The sequence below is a fragment of the Salinibacterium sp. AL4.1 genome, from assembly GCF_059767305.1.
This window is the reverse complement of sequence record NZ_JBSOQK010000002.1, coordinates 466,287-489,389: the sequence shown is the minus strand read 5'-3', so window position 1 is coordinate 489,389 and position 23,103 is coordinate 466,287. Positions and strand designations below refer to the sequence as shown.

At 61.1% G+C, this 23,103-nt stretch carries 19 protein-coding genes and 1 tRNA gene; 15 read left to right on the top strand and 5 right to left on the bottom strand.

Features of this window, described 5'->3' with window-relative positions:
• Positions 1–22: 22 nt before the first annotated feature.
• Positions 23–1,975 (bottom strand): choice-of-anchor G family protein, encoded by a 1,953-nt coding sequence (locus ACWTV3_RS11670; RefSeq protein WP_498478367.1) that lies wholly within the window; start codon positions 1,973–1,975, stop codon positions 23–25.
• 592 nt (positions 1,976–2,567) lie between these two features.
• Here ACWTV3_RS11670 and ACWTV3_RS11665 point away from each other — a divergent pair.
• The 7 genes from ACWTV3_RS11665 to ACWTV3_RS11635 all read left to right on the top strand — a co-directional run bounded on the left by ACWTV3_RS11665 (position 2,568) and on the right by ACWTV3_RS11635 (position 6,651).
• Positions 2,568–2,640 (top strand) — tRNA-Trp (locus ACWTV3_RS11665).
• A gap of 64 nt (positions 2,641–2,704) precedes the next feature.
• Positions 2,705–2,986 carry a preprotein translocase subunit SecE gene (gene secE, locus ACWTV3_RS11660; protein ID WP_100389471.1) on the top strand — a complete coding sequence of 94 codons (282 nt, stop codon included), beginning with the start codon at positions 2,705–2,707 and terminating at the stop codon, positions 2,984–2,986.
• Positions 2,987–3,043: 57 nt separating this feature from the next.
• Complete coding sequence (gene nusG, locus ACWTV3_RS11655; protein WP_498478366.1) at positions 3,044–4,024, top strand: transcription termination/antitermination protein NusG; 981 nt, start codon at positions 3,044–3,046, stop codon at positions 4,022–4,024.
• A gap of 90 nt (positions 4,025–4,114) precedes the next feature.
• Entirely contained in the window at positions 4,115–4,546 is a 432-nt protein-coding gene (rplK, locus tag ACWTV3_RS11650; RefSeq protein ID WP_100389473.1) for a 50S ribosomal protein L11, read from the top strand.
• On the top strand, positions 4,546–5,235 hold the full coding sequence (gene rplA, locus ACWTV3_RS11645) for a 50S ribosomal protein L1 (RefSeq protein ID WP_498478365.1): 690 nt from the start codon (positions 4,546–4,548) through the stop codon (positions 5,233–5,235). The genes rplK and rplA overlap by 1 nt, the downstream gene beginning before the upstream one ends.
• 120 nt (positions 5,236–5,355) lie before the next feature.
• Positions 5,356–5,907 carry a GNAT family N-acetyltransferase gene (locus ACWTV3_RS11640; RefSeq protein ID WP_498478364.1) on the top strand — a complete coding sequence of 184 codons (552 nt, stop codon included), beginning with the start codon at positions 5,356–5,358 and terminating at the stop codon, positions 5,905–5,907.
• A 75-nt stretch (positions 5,908–5,982) separates the two neighbouring features.
• Positions 5,983–6,651 carry a DUF998 domain-containing protein gene (locus tag ACWTV3_RS11635; protein ID WP_498478363.1) on the top strand — a complete coding sequence of 223 codons (669 nt, stop codon included), beginning with the start codon at positions 5,983–5,985 and terminating at the stop codon, positions 6,649–6,651.
• A gap of 32 nt (positions 6,652–6,683) precedes the next feature.
• Here the strand turns inward: ACWTV3_RS11635 and ACWTV3_RS11630 are convergent, their stop codons facing one another.
• Positions 6,684–7,304: a YqaJ viral recombinase family protein gene (locus ACWTV3_RS11630; RefSeq protein WP_498478547.1), complete on the bottom strand. Its 621-nt coding sequence runs from the start codon at positions 7,302–7,304 to the stop codon at positions 6,684–6,686.
• Between the two features lie 136 nt (positions 7,305–7,440).
• Between ACWTV3_RS11630 and ACWTV3_RS11625 the strand changes: the two genes are divergently transcribed.
• A complete protein-coding gene (locus ACWTV3_RS11625) occupies positions 7,441–9,228 on the top strand; it encodes a hypothetical protein (RefSeq protein ID WP_498478362.1) in 1,788 nt (595 codons plus the stop codon).
• Between the two features lie 3 nt (positions 9,229–9,231).
• Positions 9,232–10,563: an MATE family efflux transporter gene (locus ACWTV3_RS11620; protein ID WP_498478361.1), complete on the top strand. Its 1,332-nt coding sequence runs from the start codon at positions 9,232–9,234 to the stop codon at positions 10,561–10,563.
• 35 nt (positions 10,564–10,598) lie between these two features.
• Here the strand turns inward: ACWTV3_RS11620 and ACWTV3_RS11615 are convergent, their stop codons facing one another.
• Positions 10,599–11,270, bottom strand: a complete 672-nt coding sequence (locus ACWTV3_RS11615; RefSeq protein ID WP_498478360.1) for an ABC transporter ATP-binding protein — start codon at positions 11,268–11,270, stop codon at positions 10,599–10,601.
• Positions 11,271–11,304: 34 nt separating this feature from the next.
• The gene (locus ACWTV3_RS11610) at positions 11,305–12,801 is read right to left on the bottom strand and encodes an ABC transporter permease (RefSeq protein ID WP_498478358.1); all 1,497 of its coding nucleotides are present in this window, start codon (positions 12,799–12,801) and stop codon (positions 11,305–11,307) included.
• Between the two features lie 177 nt (positions 12,802–12,978).
• On the opposite strand from ACWTV3_RS11610, the gene ACWTV3_RS11605 reads away from it, so the two are divergent.
• The 4 genes from ACWTV3_RS11605 (at position 12,979) to rplL (ending at position 16,469) form a co-directional block, all read left to right on the top strand.
• A complete protein-coding gene (locus tag ACWTV3_RS11605; RefSeq protein ID WP_498478357.1) occupies positions 12,979–13,731 on the top strand; it encodes a response regulator transcription factor in 753 nt (250 codons plus the stop codon).
• Positions 13,728–15,218, top strand: a complete 1,491-nt coding sequence (locus ACWTV3_RS11600; RefSeq protein WP_498478356.1) for a sensor histidine kinase — start codon at positions 13,728–13,730, stop codon at positions 15,216–15,218. Before ACWTV3_RS11605 ends, ACWTV3_RS11600 begins: the two co-directional genes overlap by 4 nt.
• Positions 15,219–15,529: 311 nt before the next feature.
• Positions 15,530–16,045, top strand: coding sequence for a 50S ribosomal protein L10 (gene rplJ / locus ACWTV3_RS11595; protein WP_100389485.1), 516 nt, complete (start codon positions 15,530–15,532; stop codon positions 16,043–16,045).
• Between the two features lie 40 nt (positions 16,046–16,085).
• A complete protein-coding gene (gene rplL, locus ACWTV3_RS11590; RefSeq protein ID WP_100389486.1) occupies positions 16,086–16,469 on the top strand; it encodes a 50S ribosomal protein L7/L12 in 384 nt (127 codons plus the stop codon).
• Between the two features lie 507 nt (positions 16,470–16,976).
• On the opposite strand, the gene ACWTV3_RS11585 is transcribed toward rplL, so the two are convergent.
• On the bottom strand, positions 16,977–18,575 hold the full coding sequence (locus tag ACWTV3_RS11585) for a helix-turn-helix transcriptional regulator (RefSeq protein WP_498478355.1): 1,599 nt from the start codon (positions 18,573–18,575) through the stop codon (positions 16,977–16,979).
• Between the two features lie 276 nt (positions 18,576–18,851).
• Here ACWTV3_RS11585 and ACWTV3_RS11580 point away from each other — a divergent pair, with 276 nt between their 5' ends.
• Complete coding sequence (locus ACWTV3_RS11580) at positions 18,852–20,954, top strand: RTX toxin (RefSeq protein ID WP_498478354.1); 2,103 nt, start codon at positions 18,852–18,854, stop codon at positions 20,952–20,954.
• Positions 20,955–21,077: 123 nt separating this feature from the next.
• Complete coding sequence (locus ACWTV3_RS11575) at positions 21,078–22,934, top strand: ABC transporter ATP-binding protein (RefSeq protein ID WP_498478353.1); 1,857 nt, start codon at positions 21,078–21,080, stop codon at positions 22,932–22,934.
• Positions 22,935–23,103: the final 169 nt, after the last annotated feature.

The window sequence follows — 23,103 nt, the reverse complement described above, 5'->3', positions numbered from 1 at the left end:
GCTAAAGGTTACTTACGCAGTCCTAGAGCTCGGACTTGGGGTGTGTACGTAGGTAACCCTGACGCGCGAAGTAGGCACCCGCTGCCAACAACGCGACGATGAGGGCGATGAGAGTCGCAACACCGGCACCGGTGTATGCGAGCTGCCCATCGAGGGCATAGGTCGGAAGATCTAGGAGGCAGATTCCGACACAAGGGTCAGTGACTGGGCCACAGTTTTCGGTGCAGTTGGGATCTTCAGGATCCGTCGGGCCGCAGTTCTCCGTGCATCCGGGGTCAATCACGGTCTGAACGTTGGGGCCGACTACGGCACGAGCCACGTTGAGGGTCGCGACGTCTCCGCTGCCGACGGCCACCCGCACTGCCGTTTCGCTGAACATGTCACCCTTGACGGTGCCGGTGGAAGTCAACTGTTCTTGCACGTTGACCTTGATCGAGACCAGGTCGTGGAGCACTGTCGCCACGCTGGAGTCTCCGAGGAGGCCGGTTACTGCCGGGTTCACAAGGCCGGTGTTCAGGCTCTTGACGAGCGAGGTGACCACGCCGTCGTTGGAGAAGAGCGAGCTGTTGAGGCTCTTGCCGAGGCTGCCGATCAGGGTGTCGACATTGAGGCCGGTTGTGACGGTTCCGCCAAGAAGCGAGATGTTCGCCTTTGCCGAGATCGCAGTTCCGTTGATCAGGTCATCCACGTTTCCCACGATGCTGACGTCAACGGTGCTGCGCAGGTCGGGGAGAACCGCACCAACCACTTCACACACGGTGTCTGTCGTGTAGCCGATGATGCCCTGCGTTACGCCCTGAGTAACTCCTTCAGTGAGACCGCCGGTCAGGCCGCCGAGCAGGCCACCAACGAGGCCACCGCTGGACGAGCCACCGCCGAGAACTTCACCGTTGAGGATGTCGCCGATGATCGGAACTTGGATGTCGCGGCACACCGTCTTCTGGGTGGACTTCTGAGCAGTCAGCAGGTTGAGCTTGGCGGATACCTCGACCCGAGCATCCCGCAGCGACAGCTCGACGCGTTCGACGATGTCGTCAGCGAGGTCGGCCACTGTTTCGGTGATGCCGTTGAGGATCTGGTTGACGACCGCATCCGTGAGCAGTTCGGTGTTCGGAGCCAGATTGTTGAGTTCGCCGCCTAAGAGAGCCTCGAGGTCAACCACTACGGCGCCCGTTTCGAGGTTGAAGCTCACGGCACCGTTGCCATACTTGCCGACGAGCAGGGCGCTCACTGCCTTTTGCAGGTCGGCGTCAACGATGACCTTCACGTCGGCCGAAGAACCGACGACACCGAGAACGGGATCGAGGATGCCGTCGATCGAGTTGCCGAGAGCACCGTTGTCGCCGCCCAGGCTGATGAGCTGGCCGTCGACACCGTCGAGCGCCTTCGTGACCTTGCTCGTCAGCTTGCTGATGGCGGGGCTGGAGAAGCTCAGTGTGGCGTCAGCGAGCGTGTAGTCGCCGGATGCCGATGTCATGTTTCCGTCGGCGCGAGCCGAGACTGCATCGAGGTCGAGCTTGAGGTCAGTGAGTACCGAAGCGAACTCGTTGCTGAGGAGGCTGTCCAAGTCAACGGTGAGGTCGCCCGCCCGTCCAGACGAGGTGTTGCCTACGCCGATCGCGCCATCGTCCTGGATTGCTCCGGTGGAGGCGAACGAAACGCCGTTCTTGTCGGCTTCTGCGTACTGGCTGATTGCGCCGGCATCCACCACATCGAGGAGGGGAAGCTGCAAGCCGCCCGGTTGGTTGAGTACGGTCGCGCCAAGAACTTCAACGGTGAGCGGATCGCGGTGAACCTGTCGTGCCTGGTTGCCGTTGTTGCTGGCGACTACTTGGCCGAGGCCGGCGACGTTGCCGAGGTCGGTTCCGAGCACATCTCCTGAAAGGAATTCTGCGTAGGCGTACGAGGCTCCGTTGGTCTCTTCTGCGTTAGCAGCAGCGGGTGCAATGAATGTGAAGCCCGATACGAGGGCCATGGTTCCGAGGGCCGCTCCGAAACGGACTCCTGCGGTGTGGTTGCTTTTCCCGACTGGCTTCCCAGTGCGCGGGATGTGTTGAATGAACACGACTGGTACCTTCCTGATCCTGTGTGGATAAGGAAGCTGGTTCGACAATGAGGCCAACGTGAGGGTTGTGCCACGAACTACTGCCTGATCTCAGCTTCGCTTGCCCATATGGTGGTTGTGCTTTTTGAGTTGTGCAACGAGATGGTTAGCTCTCGTTTGGTTGGGCTGGTTGTGCCCGGGTGTTGCTGGTGTTGCCCGAAATAAGAAGGGTTGGTTTGCCCTGCTTGCATAGAGAGACTGCAACCCCCTTCGGTTATGACGCGGGTTTTCAAACTTTCTTGAAATCTTTTTTGGGCGGGTCGACGAGCCGCCGTTTTCTGCGGGTTTTCTGTATTGATCGCTCTACAGGGGAGCGCGAACTGCGCGACGGCTCAGGATGACGTACACTTGTTCAGGTAGTTGATAACTGCCATACTTTCGCGCGCCTGCTCCTCACTTCTCAATGTGGATGTCGCGGTGTGTTTGTGCGAAGGTGTGAGTAAGAGATTTAGGTCTCTTGCAGAGGGTGGTGGCTCAATTGGTAGAGCAGCGGTCTCCAAAACCGCAGGTTGCAGGTTCGAGTCCTGTCCGCCCTGCAAGTCCCGGTCCGTCTAACGCGGAGTGGGTCGAGCAAGCCGAAGTATCGGAAGGTATCTAAGAGTGGCCAAGAAAGTCGTAGACGAGCCCAGCGAGGACGTCGTCGCCAAAGCGAAGAAGGAAAGCGCGCAACGTCGTGGACCCTTCGGTCGCATGGCACTCTTCATCCGCCAAGTAATCAACGAACTCAAGAAGGTTGTGACCCCGACCCGCCGCGAGCTGGTCAGCTTCACTCTCGTCGTTCTTGTCTTCGTGATCATCATGATGGGTATCGTTTCTGGCCTCGACTTTGGGTTCAGCGCCTTGGTGAACTTCTTGTTCGGCGATCCCAACCTCGTGGTCTAGGCCCTTCACAAACCGCAGCGGCTACGGCCGCATTGCAGAGTAACGAAAAGAGATTTAGTGTCCGAGAACCACCGCGAAGACTCCGAGCTCGCTACGGCAGCAGAGCAGTCCTCCGAGGAGGATGAGGCGCAGACGGGTAACACCCTGGCTGAGGCAGAGCGTTCAGAAGACTCCGCCGAGCACCAGGCAATGCACGTCGAAGATGGTTCGACTGATGTTGACGCCGATCTTGCTGGGCTTCTTGAAGCTCTGGATGCTGCTGTTGACCCCGAAGCCGATGCTGAAGTGAACGACGCTCTCGACATCGATAACGCTGCGGAGGCTGACGCTTCTGTAGCTGCAACGGATGACGAAGCTGCTGACACGGCTGAAAGCGCCGAAACAACTGACGCTGCTTCCGCATCCGAAGATGAGGCAGAGGTTGACCCCTACGCCGAGTTCCGCATGGACCTTCGTCTTCAGCCTGGCAAGTGGTACGTCATCCACTCCTACGCCGGCTTCGAAAAACGCGTCAAGCACAACATCGAAAACCGCAAGGTTTCCATGGCGATGGAAGATTACGTCTTCCAGGTCGAGGTTCCGATGGAAGATGTTGTCGAGATCAAGAACGGCCAGCGCAAGCTCGTCAACCGCGTTCGTATCCCTGGCTACGTTTTGGTTCGCATGGACCTCAACGAAGACAGCTGGTCGGTCGTTCGTCACACTCCCGGTGTTACTGGCTTCGTGGGCAACGCTCACAACCCGGTACCCCTGCGGTTCGAAGAAGCATTCAACATGCTCAAGAGCCTCGTAGAAATCGTTGAAGCTCCTGTTGCTAAGGGTGCATCGCAGAAGAGCAAGACCGCTGCACGCGCCATTCCCGCAGAGATCGACTTCGAAATCGGCGAGACGATCACCATCAAGGAGGGCTCGTTCGCGGGTCTTCCCGGTTCGATCAGCGAGATCAAGCCCGAGAGCGGCAAGCTCATCGTTCTGGTTTCGCTCTTCGAGCGCGAGACCCCGGTCGAGCTCAGCTTCGACCAGGTCACCAAGCTTTAAGGGCTCACGCGCCCCTAAAAAACCACCGCGCCCCGTTGGGGTGCGGGAGAGCTGGCCACACGGGTCAGTTCGTACCGAAAAGGAAACACAATGGCACCGAAAAAGAAGGTTACAGGTCTGATCAAGCTTCAGATCCAAGCCGGCGCCGCTAACCCCGCACCGCCCATCGGGCCTGCGCTGGGACAGCACGGCGTTAACATCATGGAGTTCTGCAAGGCGTACAACGCCGCAACCGAGGCACAGCGTGGAAACGTTATCCCGGTTGAGATCACCGTGTACGAGGACCGTTCGTTCACGTTCATCCTCAAGACCCCGCCTGCAGCAGAGCTCATCAAGAAGGCTGCTGGAGTTGCAAAGGGTTCGGGCACGCCGCACACCGTCAAGGTTGCGCAGCTCACTAAAGACCAGGTTCGTACGATCGCCGAGCAGAAGATGGCTGACCTCAACGCCAACGACATCGACGGCGCAATGAAGATCATCGCGGGCACCGCTCGCTCGATGGGAATCACGGTGGAGGCATAATGTCCAAGAATTCCAAGGCATACAAGGCCGCCGCTGAAAAGATCGAAGAGGGCAAGTTCTACACGCCCACCGAGGCTGTATCAGTTGCTCGCGAGACGGCTTCCAAGAAGTTCGACTCCACCGTCGAGGTTGCACTTCGCTTGGGTGTAGACCCTCGCAAGGCTGACCAGATGGTTCGTGGCACCGTTATCCTGCCTCACGGTACGGGTAAGACTGCTCGCGTTATCGTTTTCGCAACCGGTCCCGCAGCAGAAGCAGCTATCGCTGCTGGCGCTGACGAGGTTGGTGGCTCGGAGCTCATCGAGAAGGTAGCCGCTGGTTACACCAACTTCGACGCTGCAGTTTCGACCCCCGAGCTCATGGGCCAGGTTGGTCGTTTGGGTAAGGTTCTTGGTCCCCGTGGCCTCATGCCTAACCCGAAGACCGGAACGGTTACTCCTGACACCGCTAAGGCTGTCTCGGAGATCAAGGGCGGAAAGATTGAATTCCGCGTTGACAAGCACTCCAACGTTCACTTCATTGTGGGCAAGGCTGGCTTCACCGCTGAGCAGCTCGACGAGAACATCAAGGCAGCGCTCGAAGAGGTTCTTCGTGCCAAGCCCAGCTCCTCGAAGGGTCGCTACATCACGAAGGCTACGGTTTCGACCACCTTCGGTCCCGGCATTCCGGTCGACGTAAACTCGATCTAATACTGCTTCATAAAACGGGGGTCGGCTATTGCCGGCCCCCGTTTTTGCCTACCCTGACGGTTCGGAGGTCGGGGTAACGTGAGACGCGCACCACTGTTGCATCCCGCCGAAGGAGATTCCGTGTCCACCACCGTTCGCCGTGCTGTTGAGACGGATGCCGCCCTTCTTCACGATCTTGCTCGTCACACTTTTCCGCTCGCGTGTCCACCAGCGACAACGCAGGAGGCAATCGCCGCCTTCATCGGGGAGCACCTATCGGTCGAGTCCTTCGAGCGATACCTTGCCGATTCGACTCGCGAGATCCTCATCGCCGAAGTCGGTGGCGAGCCGGCTGGCTACGTGATGTTCTGCGCAGAGGACCCTGCTGATCCGGATGTTGCCGCCGCGGTAATCGAGCGCCCTACGGTCGAGCTCAGCAAGTGTTACGTTCTCGGCAAGTTCCACGGAGCCGGTGCTGCGTCCGCGCTCGTGAGCGCGGGCATCCAGTGGGCGCGCACTCAGAACTTTGCCTCTGTGTGGCTCGGCGTGAACGAAGAAAATGCGCGCGCCAATCGCTTCTACGAGAAGATGGGTTTCGAGTTTCGGGGAACCAAGAAGTTCCTCGTGGGGCAGAAATGGGAAGACGACTTCGTCCGCGAACTTTCGCTCAGCCGAGAAGCCGCAACGGCCTAGCCTCGGCGCGAGACCTGTGATCTAAACTGTGGGGATGCCCGCACCATTGCCCTCGTATTTCTCGACGATCGCGTGATGACGGCTATTGCGCCGCCGCGCGTATCGACACAGGCCGCAGAGGGCATCGCCGCAGTAGGCGGCAGTGTGGCGGTGGGGATCGCGCTGATCCTGATCTGGGGTTCACGCTTGATGGTTCCGCGCGAGCTCTACGTGAGCGAGTTGGGCGCGGAGGGCGAACCGACGGCCGCAGCTTTCGAAATCGCTCTTCTGCTCATCGTTGCTGGTGGCTCAGCTGTCGCCTGGGCGGCCCGACGCGTGCGTGCGTGGCCTCGAGTGTTGTCGTGGGGATCACCCTCGATCTCGCTCTGGGTGGGCTGCGGATTCTTTTTGATCGCGTCGCAAGTGACCTGCACCTCCGGATGCCCGTTGCCGTACGGCCCGAGCTTCACATGGCAAGACTTCACGCACACGCTTGCGGCAGTGCTCGCGTTTGCCGCTGCGTGCTGGGCAATGATCCAGACCTCCTTCGCTCGAGAGCACCGTGTACTCGCGCGTATGTCGATCGTGACCGCGATCGCTGTGGCAGTCATTGCGGGAACCGGCGGGCTCTTCTCGCTCTTCCGCTTTCAGGTTGTGCTGGGAAGCCGGCTTGAATTCGTGGCGACGACGATCGCCATTGCGTGGCTGATGATCCTCGGCACCGTGATCGCTGTGCGTGCACTGCGGCGGCCGCTGCCCGCGTAGCCGAGAACGGGCAACGTCAGTTGGGGTGCTGGTTAGTTGTAGTGCTGTGCGTGGGGAGCACGCATGAGGTCGAGTAGCCGATCCGCTAATCCCACCAGTGCATGTATCTGATCTTCATCGCGCTCGACCCATTGGCACTTCGGTACCGTATGAGTGGGCACGAAATCGGTGTGCTGCTCCCAGACCACGAGGGTGCGGTCAGCGCCGAGTACGTACTGCTGCCACCAGACCTGACGTAAATAGGAACGTGGGATGCTCCGCCAGGCCTTCGCCGTGGTCTTGATCTCCGACAGCACGAGCGAGCCGTCGATCATCGATACCCCATCGGGCGTCGCCAAATGAAGTGGCTGGTCGTGCGCGTGATAGAGCGCTGAACTCGACTGGATGCCGTGCTCACCCAGTACCCAGCGAGCGATTTCCGGTTCCCGCGCGCGACCATGGTCGGTGAACGCGTTGCCCGAGAAACCGGAGCCGAGAAGCTTGCTCTCCACGACGGCACGCAACGATTGCGCGGTGGCAAGTCGGGCGGCATCCGTAGCGGTGACTCCGCGGCTGCGGGCGCGCAACCAAGCGACGCGATCTTCAGAGTGAGCGACGATGCGATCGCGATGATTGGGCGCGACCGGTTCCCAAAGATCGAGTTCGGGTTGCATAATCACGCCTCTATTCTCCCTCTTTACGGCGGGAGTGCGGTTGCCCTGTGCGCCGCGTCGGCGATTGGCAGCGGCTAAGAGACTGTGCGTGACTCCGGCGGCGGGAATTGCCGGTGCGAACTGGCAGACTAGGCTCATGCGAGCCCTGCCCTCCTCATCAGCGTCTTCTCTCCGTCTCCGCCGCCGAGCGGCCGGAGTGGCGGCCGCGATGATTGTGGCGTTGATGACGCTCGTACCGTCCGCAGCTGCGGTCGCGTCCACGGGCTCCGTCCCTCCCGACGTCAGTGCGTTTGCGGCCGACGATGACGGGCTGCTGTCGGAGCTTGAAGAATTCTTCGGTGTCGACCAGCGCGGCACCGGGCTCGACTTCAGCGACGGTATTGAACTCGGTGAAATCGACCGGGTATTCCTCTGGTCGAACGACTTCCACTCCGGAGTTCCGACAGACACCCCCGTGCAGTACGTGAACTGGTGGAAAGTGCCTGTTCTCATCGGCGAAGAGCCCGTCGGCGTAGCGCTCATCGGGTTTGACCCCGCAACCGTTGAGCCTGAGATGATCGACTTTATCCGCAGCCCCGGCACGGCACTGGCGCTTGACGATGTCGACAACGAGGCGATTCTGGTGCACGAGCCTGAGACCGGTGCGTGGTTTGCCCTGATTGACGATGAACTTACCCCACTCGTCCGCGGCTCGAGTGACGTTGCGGGGGACACCACGCTGGCGGCCTACCAGCCGATTGTGTCGACGCGATTGATTGAAGTCGTTGAAGAGACCCCGCAACCCGATCAAGGCTCAGTGCAGTCGGTTGTGCTGATCGTCACGACGATCGGTGTCGTGTTGCTTGCGCTCCTTATCCCCACGGTTCTGGGCAAGGTGCGCGAGCGTCGCGAACGTCGTGCAGAGGACGCGGCTGCTGCCGACAGCGATGTGGCCGATACCGATACCGATACCGACATTGACACCGATACCGATGCCGATGCCGATGCCGACGACAGCATCGAGCCGATCGACGGCGAGGCGCACGCTGGCACTGCTGCTGCTGCTGGTGCGCTGGCACCGTTGACTGCGGATGCCGGTGACCCACTTTCGCCATCGAATGACACGAAGCTCGCGGATGCGGATGCGGATGCGGACGCGGGTACCGATGCCGAGGAATCGCCCGCGGCTGTGCCGCCGGTGCCGACCGCTGCCAAGCGCCCGTCGCGCAGTACATCGCGCAGCAGCTCGTCTAGCGCGAAGACCTCGAAAGCTGCGGCCGCGAAGACAGGCACTTCTCACAAGGCTGCACCGGCGAAGGCAGCGCCCGCGAAGGCTGCACCGACGAAGGCCGCACCGACGAAGGCTGCACCGGCGAAGAAGTCAGCATCGAAGTCGAGGGCGGCACAATCAACCGCAGCGAAGACCCCAGCACGAAAAGCTCCGGTTGGCACGACAAGCGCGGCGGCAGCCAAGAAGTCTTCCCCCGCCGCGTCGGCCTCTCGGTCGAGTGCGTCAACGTCGACCGCAGCGAGAAAACCGGCCGCCAAGTCACCAGCCGCCGAGAAGCCAGCCGTTAAGACAGCAACGGCCACGAAGCCAGCCGCCAAGACAGCAACGGCTAAAGCAACGACGGCAAAGAGCCCAGCCGCCGAGAAACCCATCGCCAAAAAACCAGCTGCCAAGACAACAGCAACTAAGACAACGGCGACAAAGAAGCCTGGGACCGCGAAGCCTGGGACCGCGAAGCCTGGGACCGCGAAGCCTGGGACCGCGAAGCCTGCGACCGCGAAGCCCGCGACCGCGAAGCCCGCGACTAAGGCACCTGCCACCAAGAAAACCGCGACCAAGAAACCGGTAGCGAAGAAACCCGCCGCGAAGAAACCCGCGACCAAGTCGCTTTCATCGCCGGCAGCTGGCGCCACCGATGATTCGGCAACCCAGTAGGCTGTGGCACTCTTCCGTTCACTGCTCGATCGCGACATCCGCCGCCTCGCTGTTCCCGCACTCGGTGCGCTCGTCGCCGAGCCGATCTTTCTCCTCACCGATACCGCTCTCGTCGGCCACCTCGGTAGTGCACAACTGGGCGGGCTGAGCGTCGCGAGCGCCGTGCTGCAAACCGCAGTGGGGCTGCTTATCTTTTTGGCCTACTCCACCACGCCAGCCGTGGCGCGATGGTTGGGCGTGGGCAATCGCGCGCGTGCTGTCGCCGCCGGCGTCGACGGAGTCTGGCTCGCCGTGGCGCTCGGCATCATCCTTGTCGCCGTGGGCATTCCGGCTACGCCCTGGTTGGTCAGTCTGTTCAATCCCGACGCCAGCATTGTCGGTTACGCCACCGAGTACCTCGCGATTTCGATGCTGGGCCTGCCGGCAATGCTCATCACCTTCGCCGCCTCGGGCCTCCTGCGCGGACTGCAAGACACAAGAACTCCGCTGATCGTCGCCGTCGCTGGGTTCATCTCCAACGCGCTCCTCAACACCCTGTTCATCTACGGATTCGGTTGGGGTGTCGCGGGTTCCGCCATCGGCACGGTCGTCGCGAGCTGGGGGATGGCCGCCGCCTACCTCGTGATGCTCGTCACCCTCGCGCGCCGTGAAGGTGCACGCTTGCGACCACACGGCAGCGGGATGCTGCTCGCCGGGCATGCCGGCGCGTGGCTGCTGCTGCGTACGGCTTCGTTGCGCGCGGCGATGCTCGCGACGATCGCGGTCGCCACCAGCATCGGTGTTCCCGAGCTCGCGACCGTGCAGGTCACCTTGACCATCTTTGCGACGCTCGCTTTCGTCTTGGATGCGTTGGCGATCGCCGGTCAGGCCATGATCGGTAAAGAACTGGGCGCGAGCGACCTCGTCAAGGCCCGCGCGATCACTCGCCGACTTGTCGAACTCGGTATCGGCAGCGGAGTGGTGCTCGGCCTACTCATGCTCGTGGTGTCCCCGTGGGCCGGGATCGTGTTCAGCTCCGACCCGGTCGTTCGCAGCGGCTTGGCCGCACTGCTGCCGGTACTGGCCCTCGGCATCCCGATCGCTGGGTTCGTTTTCGTTCTCGACGGTGTCTTGATTGGCGCGGGGGATGCGCGCTACCTCGCGTTGACCGGGCTGATTAACCTCGCGGTGTACGCGCCGCTGTTGTGGTGGGTATATTCCTCGAACCTCACCGGCACCGCCGCCATAGTTGCCCTGTGGTTCGCTTTCGGCCTCGGCTACATCGGAGCCCGGGCGGTCACGCTGGGTATTCGTGCCCGCGGTGACCAGTGGCTCGTCCCGGGGGCGACGCGCTAACCCTCACGCGCCGCCCGCAGCGGGGTGCCGTTGCGCTACTTCTTTTCGGTGACGGAACCGTGCTTCAAGTGCAACCGACGCTCGGCACGCTTCGCGACCGCTGAATCGTGGGTCACGATGATGAGCGTCAACCCCTCGTCCCGCCACAGTCCTTCGAGAAGCTCCATGATCTCGTCGCGAGTTTGCTCGTCAAGGTTTCCGGTCGGCTCGTCTGCCAACAGAACCTTGGGTTCCTTCACGAGTGCTCGCGCGATCGCGACACGCTGCTGTTGTCCGCCCGAAAGCTCGGAGGGGTGGTGAGTTAGGCGTTCGCCCAATCCCACCTTTTCTAGAGCAGCGCGAGCACGAAGGCGACGGTCGGAATTCGACAGTCCGAGAGGCGCGAGCGCAGTCTCCACATTCTCCTGCGCTGTGAGTGTGGGGATGAGGTTGAAGCCCTGGAATACAAACCCAATAGTGCGGGCGCGAATTTCTGCCAGTCGTGAGTCTGGCATCGCGGAGAGCTCTTCGCCGCCAAGGGTGACGGTGCCGCTCGTCGGGCGCTCGAGAGCTCCGAGCATTTGCAGCAGGGTCGACTTGCCGCCTCCAGTTGGGCCCTGAATGGCGACCATCTGCCCGGTGGGGATGCTCAAGCTCACCTTGTTCAGAGCACTAATCGGGCCGCGTTTTGTTTCGTACTTTTTGGTGAGTTCGCTGAGTTCATACATTAAAAGTCTCCTTGAGGTCTATGGGGTTCAGGGGTTAGGCGACGCTGCGGAGAGCTTCAGCGGGGCGCAGTCGTGCTGCACGCCATCCGCCGAACGCACCGGCAATGAGTCCGCCGAGAATGGCGAGAGCAACGGCGATGCCGATGATGCCGAAGGTCACGGGAATCTGGAGCGCGATGTCGGTCGTCGCTGCAGCGGTGGTGGTGGCAGCATCGCCAAAGCGGCTGCCTCCGCCGCCCGGCGCGTTGCCGGCGCCTTGGCTAGTAACCGCTGTGGCAGTCGCACTCGCGCTGAGCACCGGTGCAGCGATATTGATGGCGAGGATGCCGAGCAGTCCGATCGCGACACCGACCACACCGCCGATGGCGCCTTGCACGAGCGACTCGCCGGCGACCTGACGTACGACAGCGCCGTTACTCCAACCGATGGCCTTCAGCGTTCCGAATTCGCGGGTGCGGCGAGCAACACCAGAGGTGGTGAGCAGTACCGAGATGAGGAAGGCGGCAGCCAACACGATGATCGAGAGCCACGTACCGAGCTTTACGACAAGGTCAGACGCGGTAGACAGTGAACCCGAAACGCTCGAGGCGAGATCTTCCTGGGTCTTCACCGAAGCATCCGGCAGTTCGGTTTGCAGTGCCGTCTGAACGGCGGCGATGTCAGTGGAGCTTGCTGCCTGAACGTACACGGTCGAAATCTGGTTCTCCAAGTCGGCAACGCGCTGGGCGGTGTCGAGCGGAATGTAGGTGTTGGATGCTGTAGTCGCGTCAGCGGAGGTCGAAGTGACGGTTCCAATTACTTCGAATTCTTCGCCACCGATCTCCACGCTGTCGCCGACGGTGAGTGAGCTCGTGGTGGCGTAGCTCGTGTCAAGGATCACGACGTTGGCGTCGCTGTCGCTCGACTCGAAGGCGCGGCCGTCTACTAGCTCGACGGAGGTGAGTGGGCCGACGCTTTCGCCCGCTACATCGATGCCGGTCACGGTGAAGGTGTCGACGTTGAAGGCGCTTCCGCCAGCTCCATCGGGACCGCCGCGGCCACCCTGTTGGGCTCCTTCGCCGGGTGCGGTTTCGCCGGTGTCCGTTGTGGTGGGCGCAGCAACTTCACCGCTGAAACTCACGTTGGAGAGCGCCAGGGTGGCGGTAGCTGCGGCAACGGAGTCGAGGCTGAGGGCTGTGGTGAGAGCATCCGCGTCGAAAGTGGAGCTGCCAATGCCGCTGGTGAGGCTGGACTGGCTGAGCGCCGTCGTGCCATTGGCGGTATCGCCGTCTTCGGCTCCGAACTCAAAGCGTGGACCTTCTTGCGGCGCACCCTCTTCGCCCCCGCCGGGCTGAATGGGTTCTTGTGTGATGGTGATGTCGGTGCCGACGCCGTATACCGAGGCAAGTACGGTCGCTTGGGCGTCGCGCACTCCTGCTGCGACGCCGTTAACAATCATGACGAGCGCAATCGCCAATGCCATTCCAGCGGCGATGATTGCTGTTTGTTTGCGTCGATTGCTGAGTTCTCGATACAGATACGTTCCGAACATGGGTCTCCTCGGGTGATGCGCGGTGATTCAGGTGGTCGAGGTAAAGATAGGAACGGCGTCTATCAGCGCACTATGGCGATCCTGTGAGTCCTCCCAGAGACTCCAATATTCTTGAAAAGCAGTGCACCGAGCATCCGCCTTCAGAAATTTCATAGGAAACTCCGAATAACTAGACCCATGACCCAGTCACACCACCTCCCCGCGGTTCAGGCGCAACCGCGACTTAGCCGTGCCGATGGAACCGCTATTCGTGCGGTCGTGGTCGATGATGAGGATTCGCTCACCGACCTTCTCTCCATGGCTCTGCGCTACGAAGGGTGGGATGTGCGGCTCGCGTCCGACGGACCCTCGGCTCTCTCGACCATCCGCGAGTTCAAGCCAGACATCGTCGTGCTCGACATCATGTTGCCTGGGCTTGACGGGTTATCAGTGCTGTCGCGATTGCGGGCGGACGGCATCCAAACCCCCATTCTTTTCTTGACCGCTAAAGACTCAGTTGACGACCGGATCGCGGGCCTCACCGTGGGCGGCGACGACTACGTCACGAAGCCTTTCAGTTTGGAAGAGCTGGTGGCGCGACTGCGGGCGCTGTTGCGTCGCTCAGCGCTCACCGTCGCGGGGGAGACGAACCCGATCATCGAGGTCGGCGACCTCATGCTCGACGAGAGCACCTACGAAGTGAGCCGTGCCGGCACTCCTGTTGAGCTCACCGCTACCGAGTTTGAACTCCTGCGGTACCTCATGCGTAACCCGCGCCGCGTGCTCAGTCGCGCCCAAATTCTTGACCGCGTGTGGAGCTACGACTTCGGCGGCAAGGCCAGTGTTGTAGAGATTTACATCTCCTACCTGCGTAAAAAGGTGGATGTTCTTGGCCCGCCCATGATCCAAACCGTGCGCGGTGTGGGTTACATGTTGCGCGCGCCCGAATGATTCGCCCGCGCGAAGTGAAAGCGCCCGGCACCGGGCGGCCTCCTCTGAGCCTGCGAAAACGACTCGTTCTGGGCAGCGCTGCGCTCATTGCGCTCGCCGCAATTCTTATTGGTGTCGTGAGTGTGCTCTCGTTGCAGGGCTTTCTTGTTGGTCGCCTCGATAATCTGCTCTTGTCGGCATCGAGTCGCTCACAAGGCGCCCTCGAAGGTAGCCAATCCGACAATGGCCAGCGCCCGCCCGCCCGCGACTTCTTGGCCCTCCCTGGCCAGAGTGCAGGAACTATTGCCGGGCTGGCGACCAGTTCGGGGGAGATAATCGCGGGAGTACTGGGCGACACGGGTGGCGCATCGTCGCTCACCAGTGAACAGATCGACACCCTTGCCAGCCTCGACCAGATCAACGAACCCATCACCGTCTCTCTGGGCGGCGACCTCGGGGACTACCGAATGATCGTGTCGAGCGATCCCGTGACGGGCGATTCTCTCATCGTGGGCCTGCCGCTTTCGGATGTTCAAGCGACTGTTCTCCAACTGACGATTCTCGTCGTGGGAATTGGCGTGCTCGCGATCGCTGTAGCGGCTATTGCCGGGGCGATCGCCGTCCGCTTCGCCCTGCGACCCCTTGAGCGCGTGGCGAGCACCGCAACCCGGGTGTCTGAGCTCCAACTCGATCGGGGAGCCGTGGCGCTCGCCGAGAGAGTCTCGCTCGATGACGCCGACCCGCGCACGGAGGTCGGTCAGATGGGCTCGGCCCTCAACCGTTTGCTCGAGCACGTGGCATCCGCTCTCACCGCTCGTCAAGCAAGTGAAGACAAAGTGCGCTCCTTCGTTGCCGATGCTAGCCATGAACTCCGAACGCCCCTCGCGTCGATTCGTGGTTATGCCGAGCTGACAAGGCGCGGCGGGCATGAAATTCCTGCCGACGTCGCGCACGCTATTGGGCGCATCGAAGCTGAATCGGTGCGGATGACGGCGCTGGTTGAGAGCCTTCTTCTTCTAGCGCGACTCGACGAGTCAGCTCCGGTCGAACACCGTGCCGTAGATGTCTCCCAGCTCCTCATTGCGGCCGTGGGGGATGCTGCCGTCGCCGGGCCCGATCATGAGTGGGAACTCCAACTTCCGGATGACGCGGTCGTCGTCAACGGCGATAGCGCCCGACTGCACCAGGTCGTCGCCAACCTTCTCGCCAATGCGCGAATCCACACTCCGGCAGGCACGAGCGTAATCGCGAGCCTCTCTACGGAGGGCGAGCGCGCCATCATTGAGGTTCGTGACACGGGCCCCGGTATTGCAGATGAGTTGCAAGCGAAGGTCTTTGAGCGTTTTGTGCGAGGCGATAGTTCTCGCTCGCGCGCCGCCGGCAGCACAGGGCTCGGTCTGGCCATCGTCTCGGCGGTTGTCGAGTCGTTGGGGGGAACGAGTTCAGTCTCGAGCGAGCCAGGTAGTACCGTGTTCCGCGTCGAGCTTCCGATATCAGCGACAACCTAACTGGATGCAGCGGGGCTGTCGCAGGAACTCCCGGCAGCCGAGTTGCAGCGAGGCCCTCAATCACGTACTGTTACGGAAGCCAAAGACCGCAGGTCGTTAGCGTGCATGAAAATGTATGCGATCGAAGTTCGTGAAAACGAAGGCCAGCGCAGGTGTATGAAGTAGTTTTCCGGCCAGCTCTGGCCGCAACTCAGCTCCGTGCCTCTGCGTTAGTGCAGAAGGGCCGGAGCTTTTTCGTTTAAGAGCTCCGAACTCCTCCGATATTTTTATGCGGTTCTGAGGCAGACACACATCAATCATTAGGGAGCACCATGGCGAACAAGGAAGCATCGGTCGCCGAGCTTACGGATCTTTTCCGCAACTCGACCGCCGTTCTGCTAACCGAGTATCGCGGACTCACTGTTGCCCAGCTCAAGACGCTGCGCAAGTCAATCAGTGAGCACGCAACATACGCCGTGGTGAAGAACACGCTGACAAAGATTGCAGCTAACGCCGCTGGCATTTCGTCGTTCGACGAAGAGCTCGTTGGTCCGTCTGCAATCGCATTCGTACACGGAGACCCTGTCACCGTTGCGAAGGCTATGCGTGACTTTGCCAAGGCAAACCCTCTTCTCGTAGTGAAGGGCGGTTACTTCGACGGTAACGCGCTCACTGCAGACGAGGTCAAGAAGCTGGCCGATCTGGAAAGCCGGGAGGTGCTCCTTGCGAAGTTTGCAGGAGCAGCCAAGGCTTCACTGTTCGGCGCCGCGTATCTGTTCAACGCACCGCTCGCTCAGGCCGTTCGCACGGTCGACGCGCTGCGCGAGAAGCAGGATTCCGCGCAGTAACGCGCGGGCTAGCTAGTTCAAGAAATATTAGGAGAAAATCATGGCGAAAATGTCAAGCGACGACCTCATCGAGGCGTTCAAGGAACTGACCCTTATCGAGCTCAGCGACTTCGTTAAGAAGTTCGAAGAGGTCTTCGAAGTTACCGCTGCTGCCCCGGTTGCTGTTGCAGCTGCTGGTGCACCTGCTGGTGCCGCTGAGGAAGTTGAAGAGAAGGACTCCTTCGACGTCATCCTCGAAGCTGCTGGCGACAAGAAGATCCAGGTCATCAAGGAGGTGCGCGCACTCACGAGCCTCGGTCTCGGAGAGGCGAAGGCAGTCGTTGATGGCGCTCCCAAGGCTGTGCTCGAGGGCGCAAACAAGGAGACCGCGGAGAAGGCAAAGGCTGCTCTCGAAGAAGCCGGCGCAACCGTAACCCTTAAGTAGTCGATTCCTCTCACGAGGATCACGCCTCTCCGGAGGCATGCTTAGCCAGAAAGGCGTCACCCTTCGGGGTGGCGCCTTTCTGCGTTAACTGCCGTACGTGCTCGGCGGGCGGTAGTGCGTGCGCTCTGCCCCACGCTAGCTCGCGGTGGTGTCCATCGCGGGGAAGGTGCTCTGGGAGCGCTCACGGGCGGTGTGAGGCGCGAGAGAAGCGACTGGCGCATGGATTTGCGCAGTGGGATGCGTAAGAGCCCGCGAACAGAGCCCGCGTACGGAGACCGCTGTGCACACCGCGCGAAGCGTCTCGAGGGAGAGGGGGTGGGGCGCTTGGTAACCAGCCGAGCGCCCCACCAGCGTGCCGAATCCGTTGACACCAGGGATCAGGTTCCGGAGGCGGATATTTCGGCACGAGACCGCTAGGCGCGCAAGAATGCGGGGCTAGCGGAAGTAGTCCAACTAATGTATCGAGGCGACACCGGCGCAGCAACAGCCTCGAGGGTGAATGGAGGGTTAGTCGTGGGTGATATCCACTTGAAGCCCTAATTCGCGGGATTTATGGATAGCTTCCACTCGCGAAGTCACCCCCAGCTTGCGATAAATGCTCTTGAGGTGAGACTTCACCGTGTTCACCGAGATAAATAGCGATTCTGCAATCTCTGCGGAATTACTGCCGCGCACGAGTTCGCGAGCGATTGCACGCTCACGGTCGCTAAGCGCTTGCGCATCCCGCGTGGGAAGTAGAACGGTGAGGCCGTCGAGCCGTTTAATGAGCGCCCCGACTTCGAGCGGCTGGCTGCGACCGGATGCGCGTGTGAGCATGTCTTGAACGACCTCGCTGGGTACCAACCGGAACGGGCTGTGCATCCGATTACGCGCGGCCAAGCGCAGTGCGCGGTCGAAAGCGACGTCGGATTGCTCTTCGCTGCCGAGCGAAAGATGGGCCGCACCCTTGATGAGGAAAATATCAGCCAAGTTGCGGCTCGAGTGGGCGTCGCCCAATACTTCGCACTCGCGGATGGCATCGAGAGCTCCGCGGGCATCCCCTGTGACAAAACGCAGGTGGGCAACCAGCCGGCCGGGGCACACGGTGTGATGCTGGGTTGGGGTGAAGTCGGCGAGGATGTCCCAAGCGGCACCGCTGTCTCCCAGTTGCAGGAAGGCGGCAGCTCTGAGGCCGCGAATCTCGGCATCCACGAATCCGGCGGGCTGCCAGCCATCCAGGGCAAGCAATGCGTGCCGCAAGTGCTCGAGCCCTTCGTGGGGACGGGCGTCAAAGAGCTCCACGAAAGCATGGGCATAGAGGCCAAGGGGCTCCCAGTCGCTGTTTGCCGTCGCTTCACGCATTCGGGAAACGAGGGGCCCAAGTCCTTCACCACCGCGTTGCATGATGGTGACGAGGAGTTCGGTGATGAGCGCCGGGCTGTTGAAGCGACTGTTGCGCAGGGCGGGGCTGGCCCCGGTTGACTCTGCGCGTGCTACGTAACTCAGCGCGTGTTCGAAGTCACCCATAAGCAGTTGGATGAGCGCGAGACATCCGAAGACCTCAAGCTGGTTGGCGACGCTGAGGTTCGTTTCGGCTAACGAGCCCGCAAGGCGGAAGTCGGCCTTGGCGCGATCGAAGTCTCCGCCATGAAGTGCGATGGCGCCACGATGAAGCGCGATTTCTGCAGTGAGGGGAATGCGGCGTGCGAGCGGGATGACGTCGCGACTGTCAGCGATGGAACTCGCCACTGAAATGGCGGCGAGAGCATCGTTGAGGCGACCGAGTGAGCGCAGTGCTGCGGCATAGCGAACGTACAGAGTGGCGCGCACAAAGGCAGGCGTTTCGGGGGTGATGAGCGCGAGGGCGGCCTCGAAATAAGGGAGTGCGGCAGTGCGGCTCTCGGTGTCTGCCGAGCGAAAACTCGCGGCGTAGCACGTAATCAGCCAAGGGTCGCTGTGCCAGAGCTCGGCGGGGGTGGAGTCGAGCATTGCGCGAAGAGGCACGCCAGAGGTGCTGACGAGAAGGGGCCAGCCTTCGCGAAGTTCGTCGACGGCGAGAGTGAAGTCTCCGGATGAGCGGGCAGCGTCAAAGGCGCGTTGCAGCGTGCTCACGTCGGCTATCGCCATTGTTGGATTCCCCCCTTCGAAACGAATGTTTCGATGAGTTCGAAGTTCTCGCCTAGTCGGGTGGGTGACGCGAGAGTCAATAGACTACTCCCTCCGCGCGTCGGGCTTGCGTTCATTTGTCGAGACCCCCCATAATAGGCACGTCGCATTCTTGACCCCCGAACGTGTGACAACACCCGATAGAGCTACCCGGAATCCCCCGCCGGTCTAACGCGCCCCCCAGCGTTTTAGTTCGAAAATTTCTAGGTTGCTCGTTACCCGAGAGCGAAACCCGAAGTGAATAACTTTTTGGTGCGTTTGCGCGCCGCAAATCGAAGCCCCCGATTCGATAAGTCCACTGGCCAGCAGAATAAGCGTTGGTCGCTAAAGAACCTGCGCGGTGTTTCCGCCATGGTCGCACTCGCGCTGGTCGTCGGCTCCGGACTCGCCGTTGTTTCGGTGTCCTCCGCAGCCGAGGCACACACGCCGAGCATCGACGTCACGTGTGAAGGCGTCACCGTCACCGGCCTCTACTACGAGGCGAGCGGTTCGGGCGAGGGCCAGCAGAACCTCATCAAGTTCCAGCTTGAAGGCGGCGAAGAGCAGGTAGTCCCGTTCAGCAAGAACGGTTCGCACTACTTCGCGTTCCCCAACTCCACTGAGGCCCACACCTTCACCGCATCGGTGACTGCATGGAACAACCCCACGAACCCCAACTGGAACCGCAGCTGGACCAAGACGTCCAACCCCTGTGCCGTACAGAGCATCGTGAGTGTCACCGCTCCTCGCTGTGAAGTTCCCGGCGGATCGACCGACATCACGGCCGAGTTCAAAGACCTGGTTGCCGACCGTAAGTACGAAGTAACTCTGGCCAGCGCATCGGGCGGAATGACGACTTCGATGTTTACGCCGAAGCAGACCACCGGTAGCTACACCTGGGAAGGCACTGCCGCTGGCCCCACGTACACGGTGACCATCACCGACACGACTAATCGATCGCTCACGGCAACCACCACGGTTCACTCCGTAGCGTGCCCTGAGATTTCCGGTATCGCCATCGTTCCTACCGAATGCACCGTTCCTGGTGAAGGCGCATCGCTCAAGGTGAAGGTCAGCGACTTGGTTGTTGGACGCGAATACCGCATCGACATCGTCAATGCATCGTCGAACGCTGTAGTTGACAGCCACACCTTCACTGCTGAAGCAACCTCCGGATCGTACAATTCGCCGGCAACTCCGTCTGCGAGCTACTACGCCTCGGTCGTTGACACGAGCGCAGCGAACGCCACTCCGTTGAAGAGCAGCGTGCACACCTTCCTCCCGTGCCCCGGAGTCATTCCGGCGCCCGTGCTCAGCGCCACCCAGTGTGACGCAGTGTCAACAGACGCTGAAGGCGAAATCACCGTTGCTGTTGAGGGACTCGTTCCTGGCCGCACGTACAACATCGTTGTTACCGACGCAGCTCACAACGCTGTGCTCACGCAGAACGCATATCTCGCTACCGCAGACCGCTTCGACGCGAAGCTGACTGACATGCCCGAGGGTACGTACACCGCAACGGTCACTGACTCGGCTCAGCCCAGCTACACGAACAGCGCTTCGGTCACGCTCTTGCCCTGTGCAACAAACGAAACCACTGTTGAACTGGTCGCCGAGCAGTGCACCGTTCCTGGTGGAACAGCTTCGATCACGGCAACTGTCTCCAACTTCGCCGTTGGTCGCGACTACACCGTCACATTGATGCTCGACAACGTTGCTGTCGGCGACGCTCAGCAGCTCGACTCGAGCACCGGTGCTGCGCAGACGTTTACCTTCGATGCGCTCGAGACCGAGAACACGTACCGCGTTGTCGTCTCAGACACGAAGTCCAACCCCTCAGTGACCGCCGCCGCGGACATGTACCTCGCCGCGTGTCCCGAGGTTCCCGATGTTCTTGGCTCGCAGGTGCAGTGCAGCGTTGATGGAGACTCTGGCATCGAGGTAACCACTGACAGTCTCTTCGTTGGGGAGACCTACACGGTGACTGTTGTAACCACGTCTACCGGTGACGCTGTTGCCGGAGTTGACCCCGTTACGTTCGTCGCTGATATGCCCAACCGCACAATCACCATCGAGAATGTTCCGAACGGTGAAACCTACACGGTGACCGTGCAGAGCTCAGAGATGGAGCTCGTCAGCCAGAGTGAAGTAACGCTCGAAGTGTGCGACCTGCCCACGCTTCCGTTGCCTCCGGAGGAGCCGCCCGCAACGACTCCTTCCACGGTTGACCTTCCCACCCTGGCTTACACAGGCTCGAGCACAATCGCTCCGACAATCGCTGGACTCGGGTTCCTGCAGCTCGGATTGGTGCTCGTAGGGTTCAGCGTTGCGCGACGACGTTCGGTAGTTCGCGGCAGCTGATCCTGACTGTTCGGTGGGTAACCCTAGTTGCCCACCGAACTCCCTTCTAAGGTTTCTCGCACAGCGCACTCGGGCGCTGTGCGATTGGCCGTTAAGGGCGGTTCGGCAAACTAGTCTCGAAGAATGAGCACAGCAGGTGGCGGCCCCCGACGCGGTGGCCGAGTGAGTGGCGGAGACTACTCCGCACAAAAGGCGGAGAACGCAGCCGCTCCCAAGATCCCCAATCTCCTTCGTCGTATCGCGACGCTCTTCGACCCGCATCGAGCGACGCTGATTCTCACCATCACGCTCGTACTTATCGGTGCCGCAATCAGCGTTCTTCCGCCCCTGCTGACGAAGCAAGCGTTCGACGAAGGTCTGTTCCCCGCATCCGGAACCCCCAACATCCCGGTTCTCACGCAACTTGTGCTCATCATGGTCGCGCTGTGGGTTGCGTCGGCGGCTCTCGGCGTCTGGCAGACCTACCTCACAGCGACGGTCGGCAATAAGGTCATGGGAGCGCTGCGCGTTCGGCTCTTTGACCAACTGCAGCGCATGGAACTCGCCTTCTTCACGCGAACTAAGACGGGCGTCATCCAATCCCGCTTGCAGAACGACGTCGGTGGCGTAGCCGGTGTTCTCAACAACACGGTGTCGAGCGTCATCGGCAACACAGTGACCGTTATCGCAGCCTTCATCAGCATGCTCGTGTTGAGCTGGCAGCTCACGATCGTGGCAATCATCGTGCTGCCCGGCATCGTGATCGCTCAGCGTCGCGTAGGCCAGATCCGCGCTCGCATTGCGACGAAGACGCAAGAGTCGCTGAGCAACATGACCGCCATCACCCAAGAATCACTGAGTGTGTCGGGCATCTTGCTGTCGAAGAGCTTCAACCAACAAGAGGTCGAGACACAGCGATACTCCGACGAGAACGAACAGCAGGTCGATCTGCAGGTTCGCCAGCAAATGAGTGGCCAGTGGTTCTTCGCCACCGTCAACATCTTCCTTTCGGTCATTCCCGCGATCGTGTACATGGTCGCTGCGTACCTTATTACTGGGGGTGTTGATGTGACCGCCGGAACGATTGTGGCGTTCACCACCGTTCAAGCGCGGCTGATGTTCCCGCTGCTCGGCCTGATGCGCGTGGCACTCGACCTTCAGACTTCGTCGGCGCTCTTTGCGCGCATTTTCGAGTACCTCGACCTCACACCCACGATCACCGATAAGCCCGACGCGCACACGGTGCGGGAGGATGCGCTGGGGGCAGTCGAGTTCGACAACGTCACCTTCCGTTATCCGGATGCCGACACATCCACCAAGGCGACGTTGGACTCCGTGAGCTTCCGCATTGAGCCAGGACAGTACGCCGCGTTTGTGGGGCCGTCGGGGGCTGGCAAGACTACGGTCTCCTACCTGATCCCGAGGTTGCATGACGCGAGCGGTGGTCGAGTCTTGTTCGCCGGCGATGACGTGCGGGATCTTACGCAGGATTCGCTGATTCGCAACATCGGCATCGTGAGTCAAGAGACCTACCTCTTTCACGCCACCATCGCTGAGAACCTGTCGTATGCGCGACCGGATGCCACGGCAGAGCAAGTGGAAACCGCGGCCCGTGCCGCCAACATCCACGACACCATCATGTCGTTCCCCGCGGGCTACGACACCGTCGTGGGAGAGCGCGGCTACCGGCTCTCGGGCGGCGAAAAGCAGCGCATCGCAATCGCGCGCGTGCTGCTCAAAGACCCCAGCGTTCTGATCCTTGACGAGGCGACGAGCGCGTTGGATTCCATTTCGGAACGCACGGTTCAGGGTGCGCTCGACACGGCATCCCGCGGCCGCACGACCATCGCGGTGGCGCACCGGTTGTCGACAGTGCGATCAGCTGATGTGATCTTCGTGGTGGAGGGCGGCTCCATCGTGGAGCGGGGAACCCACAGCGAGCTCATCGTGAGCGGCGGCGTGTATTCGCGGCTGTATGCGGAGCAGAACCGCTCCGACTAACGCAGTCACGGGGCTTCTGCTGACCAGACAGTTCGCCGCCTAGCCCGCCGAGATTGCTCGTGGCGCACGCGACAGCGCAGGTCGTGCGGGGGCTTAGGCTGGGGGAGTCCTCGGCGTTGCGGGCACTCTCTTTATCGCGCCCGCACAGGGCCTCTCTTATAGCTAGGAA

Coding starts and splice junctions, on each gene's coding strand:
- ACWTV3_RS11605 (WP_498478357.1), top strand. CDS start 12,979: ATGACCCAGTCACACCACCTCCCCGCGGTTCAGGCGCAACCGCGACTT.
- rplJ (WP_100389485.1), top strand. CDS start 15,530: ATGGCGAACAAGGAAGCATCGGTCGCCGAGCTTACGGATCTTTTCCGC.
- ACWTV3_RS11630 (WP_498478547.1), bottom strand. CDS start 7,304: ATGCAACCCGAACTCGATCTTTGGGAACCGGTCGCGCCCAATCATCGC.
- ACWTV3_RS11670 (WP_498478367.1), bottom strand. CDS start 1,975: ATGGCCCTCGTATCGGGCTTCACATTCATTGCACCCGCTGCTGCTAAC.
- ACWTV3_RS11600 (WP_498478356.1), top strand. CDS start 13,728: ATGATTCGCCCGCGCGAAGTGAAAGCGCCCGGCACCGGGCGGCCTCCT.
- rplA (WP_498478365.1), top strand. CDS start 4,546: ATGTCCAAGAATTCCAAGGCATACAAGGCCGCCGCTGAAAAGATCGAA.
- ACWTV3_RS11625 (WP_498478362.1), top strand. CDS start 7,441: ATGCGAGCCCTGCCCTCCTCATCAGCGTCTTCTCTCCGTCTCCGCCGC.
- ACWTV3_RS11615 (WP_498478360.1), bottom strand. CDS start 11,270: ATGTATGAACTCAGCGAACTCACCAAAAAGTACGAAACAAAACGCGGC.
- rplL (WP_100389486.1), top strand. CDS start 16,086: ATGGCGAAAATGTCAAGCGACGACCTCATCGAGGCGTTCAAGGAACTG.
- ACWTV3_RS11635 (WP_498478363.1), top strand. CDS start 5,983: ATGACGGCTATTGCGCCGCCGCGCGTATCGACACAGGCCGCAGAGGGC.
- ACWTV3_RS11585 (WP_498478355.1), bottom strand. CDS start 18,575: ATGGCGATAGCCGACGTGAGCACGCTGCAACGCGCCTTTGACGCTGCC.
- ACWTV3_RS11575 (WP_498478353.1), top strand. CDS start 21,078: ATGAGCACAGCAGGTGGCGGCCCCCGACGCGGTGGCCGAGTGAGTGGC.
- ACWTV3_RS11610 (WP_498478358.1), bottom strand. CDS start 12,801: ATGTTCGGAACGTATCTGTATCGAGAACTCAGCAATCGACGCAAACAA.
- rplK (WP_100389473.1), top strand. CDS start 4,115: ATGGCACCGAAAAAGAAGGTTACAGGTCTGATCAAGCTTCAGATCCAA.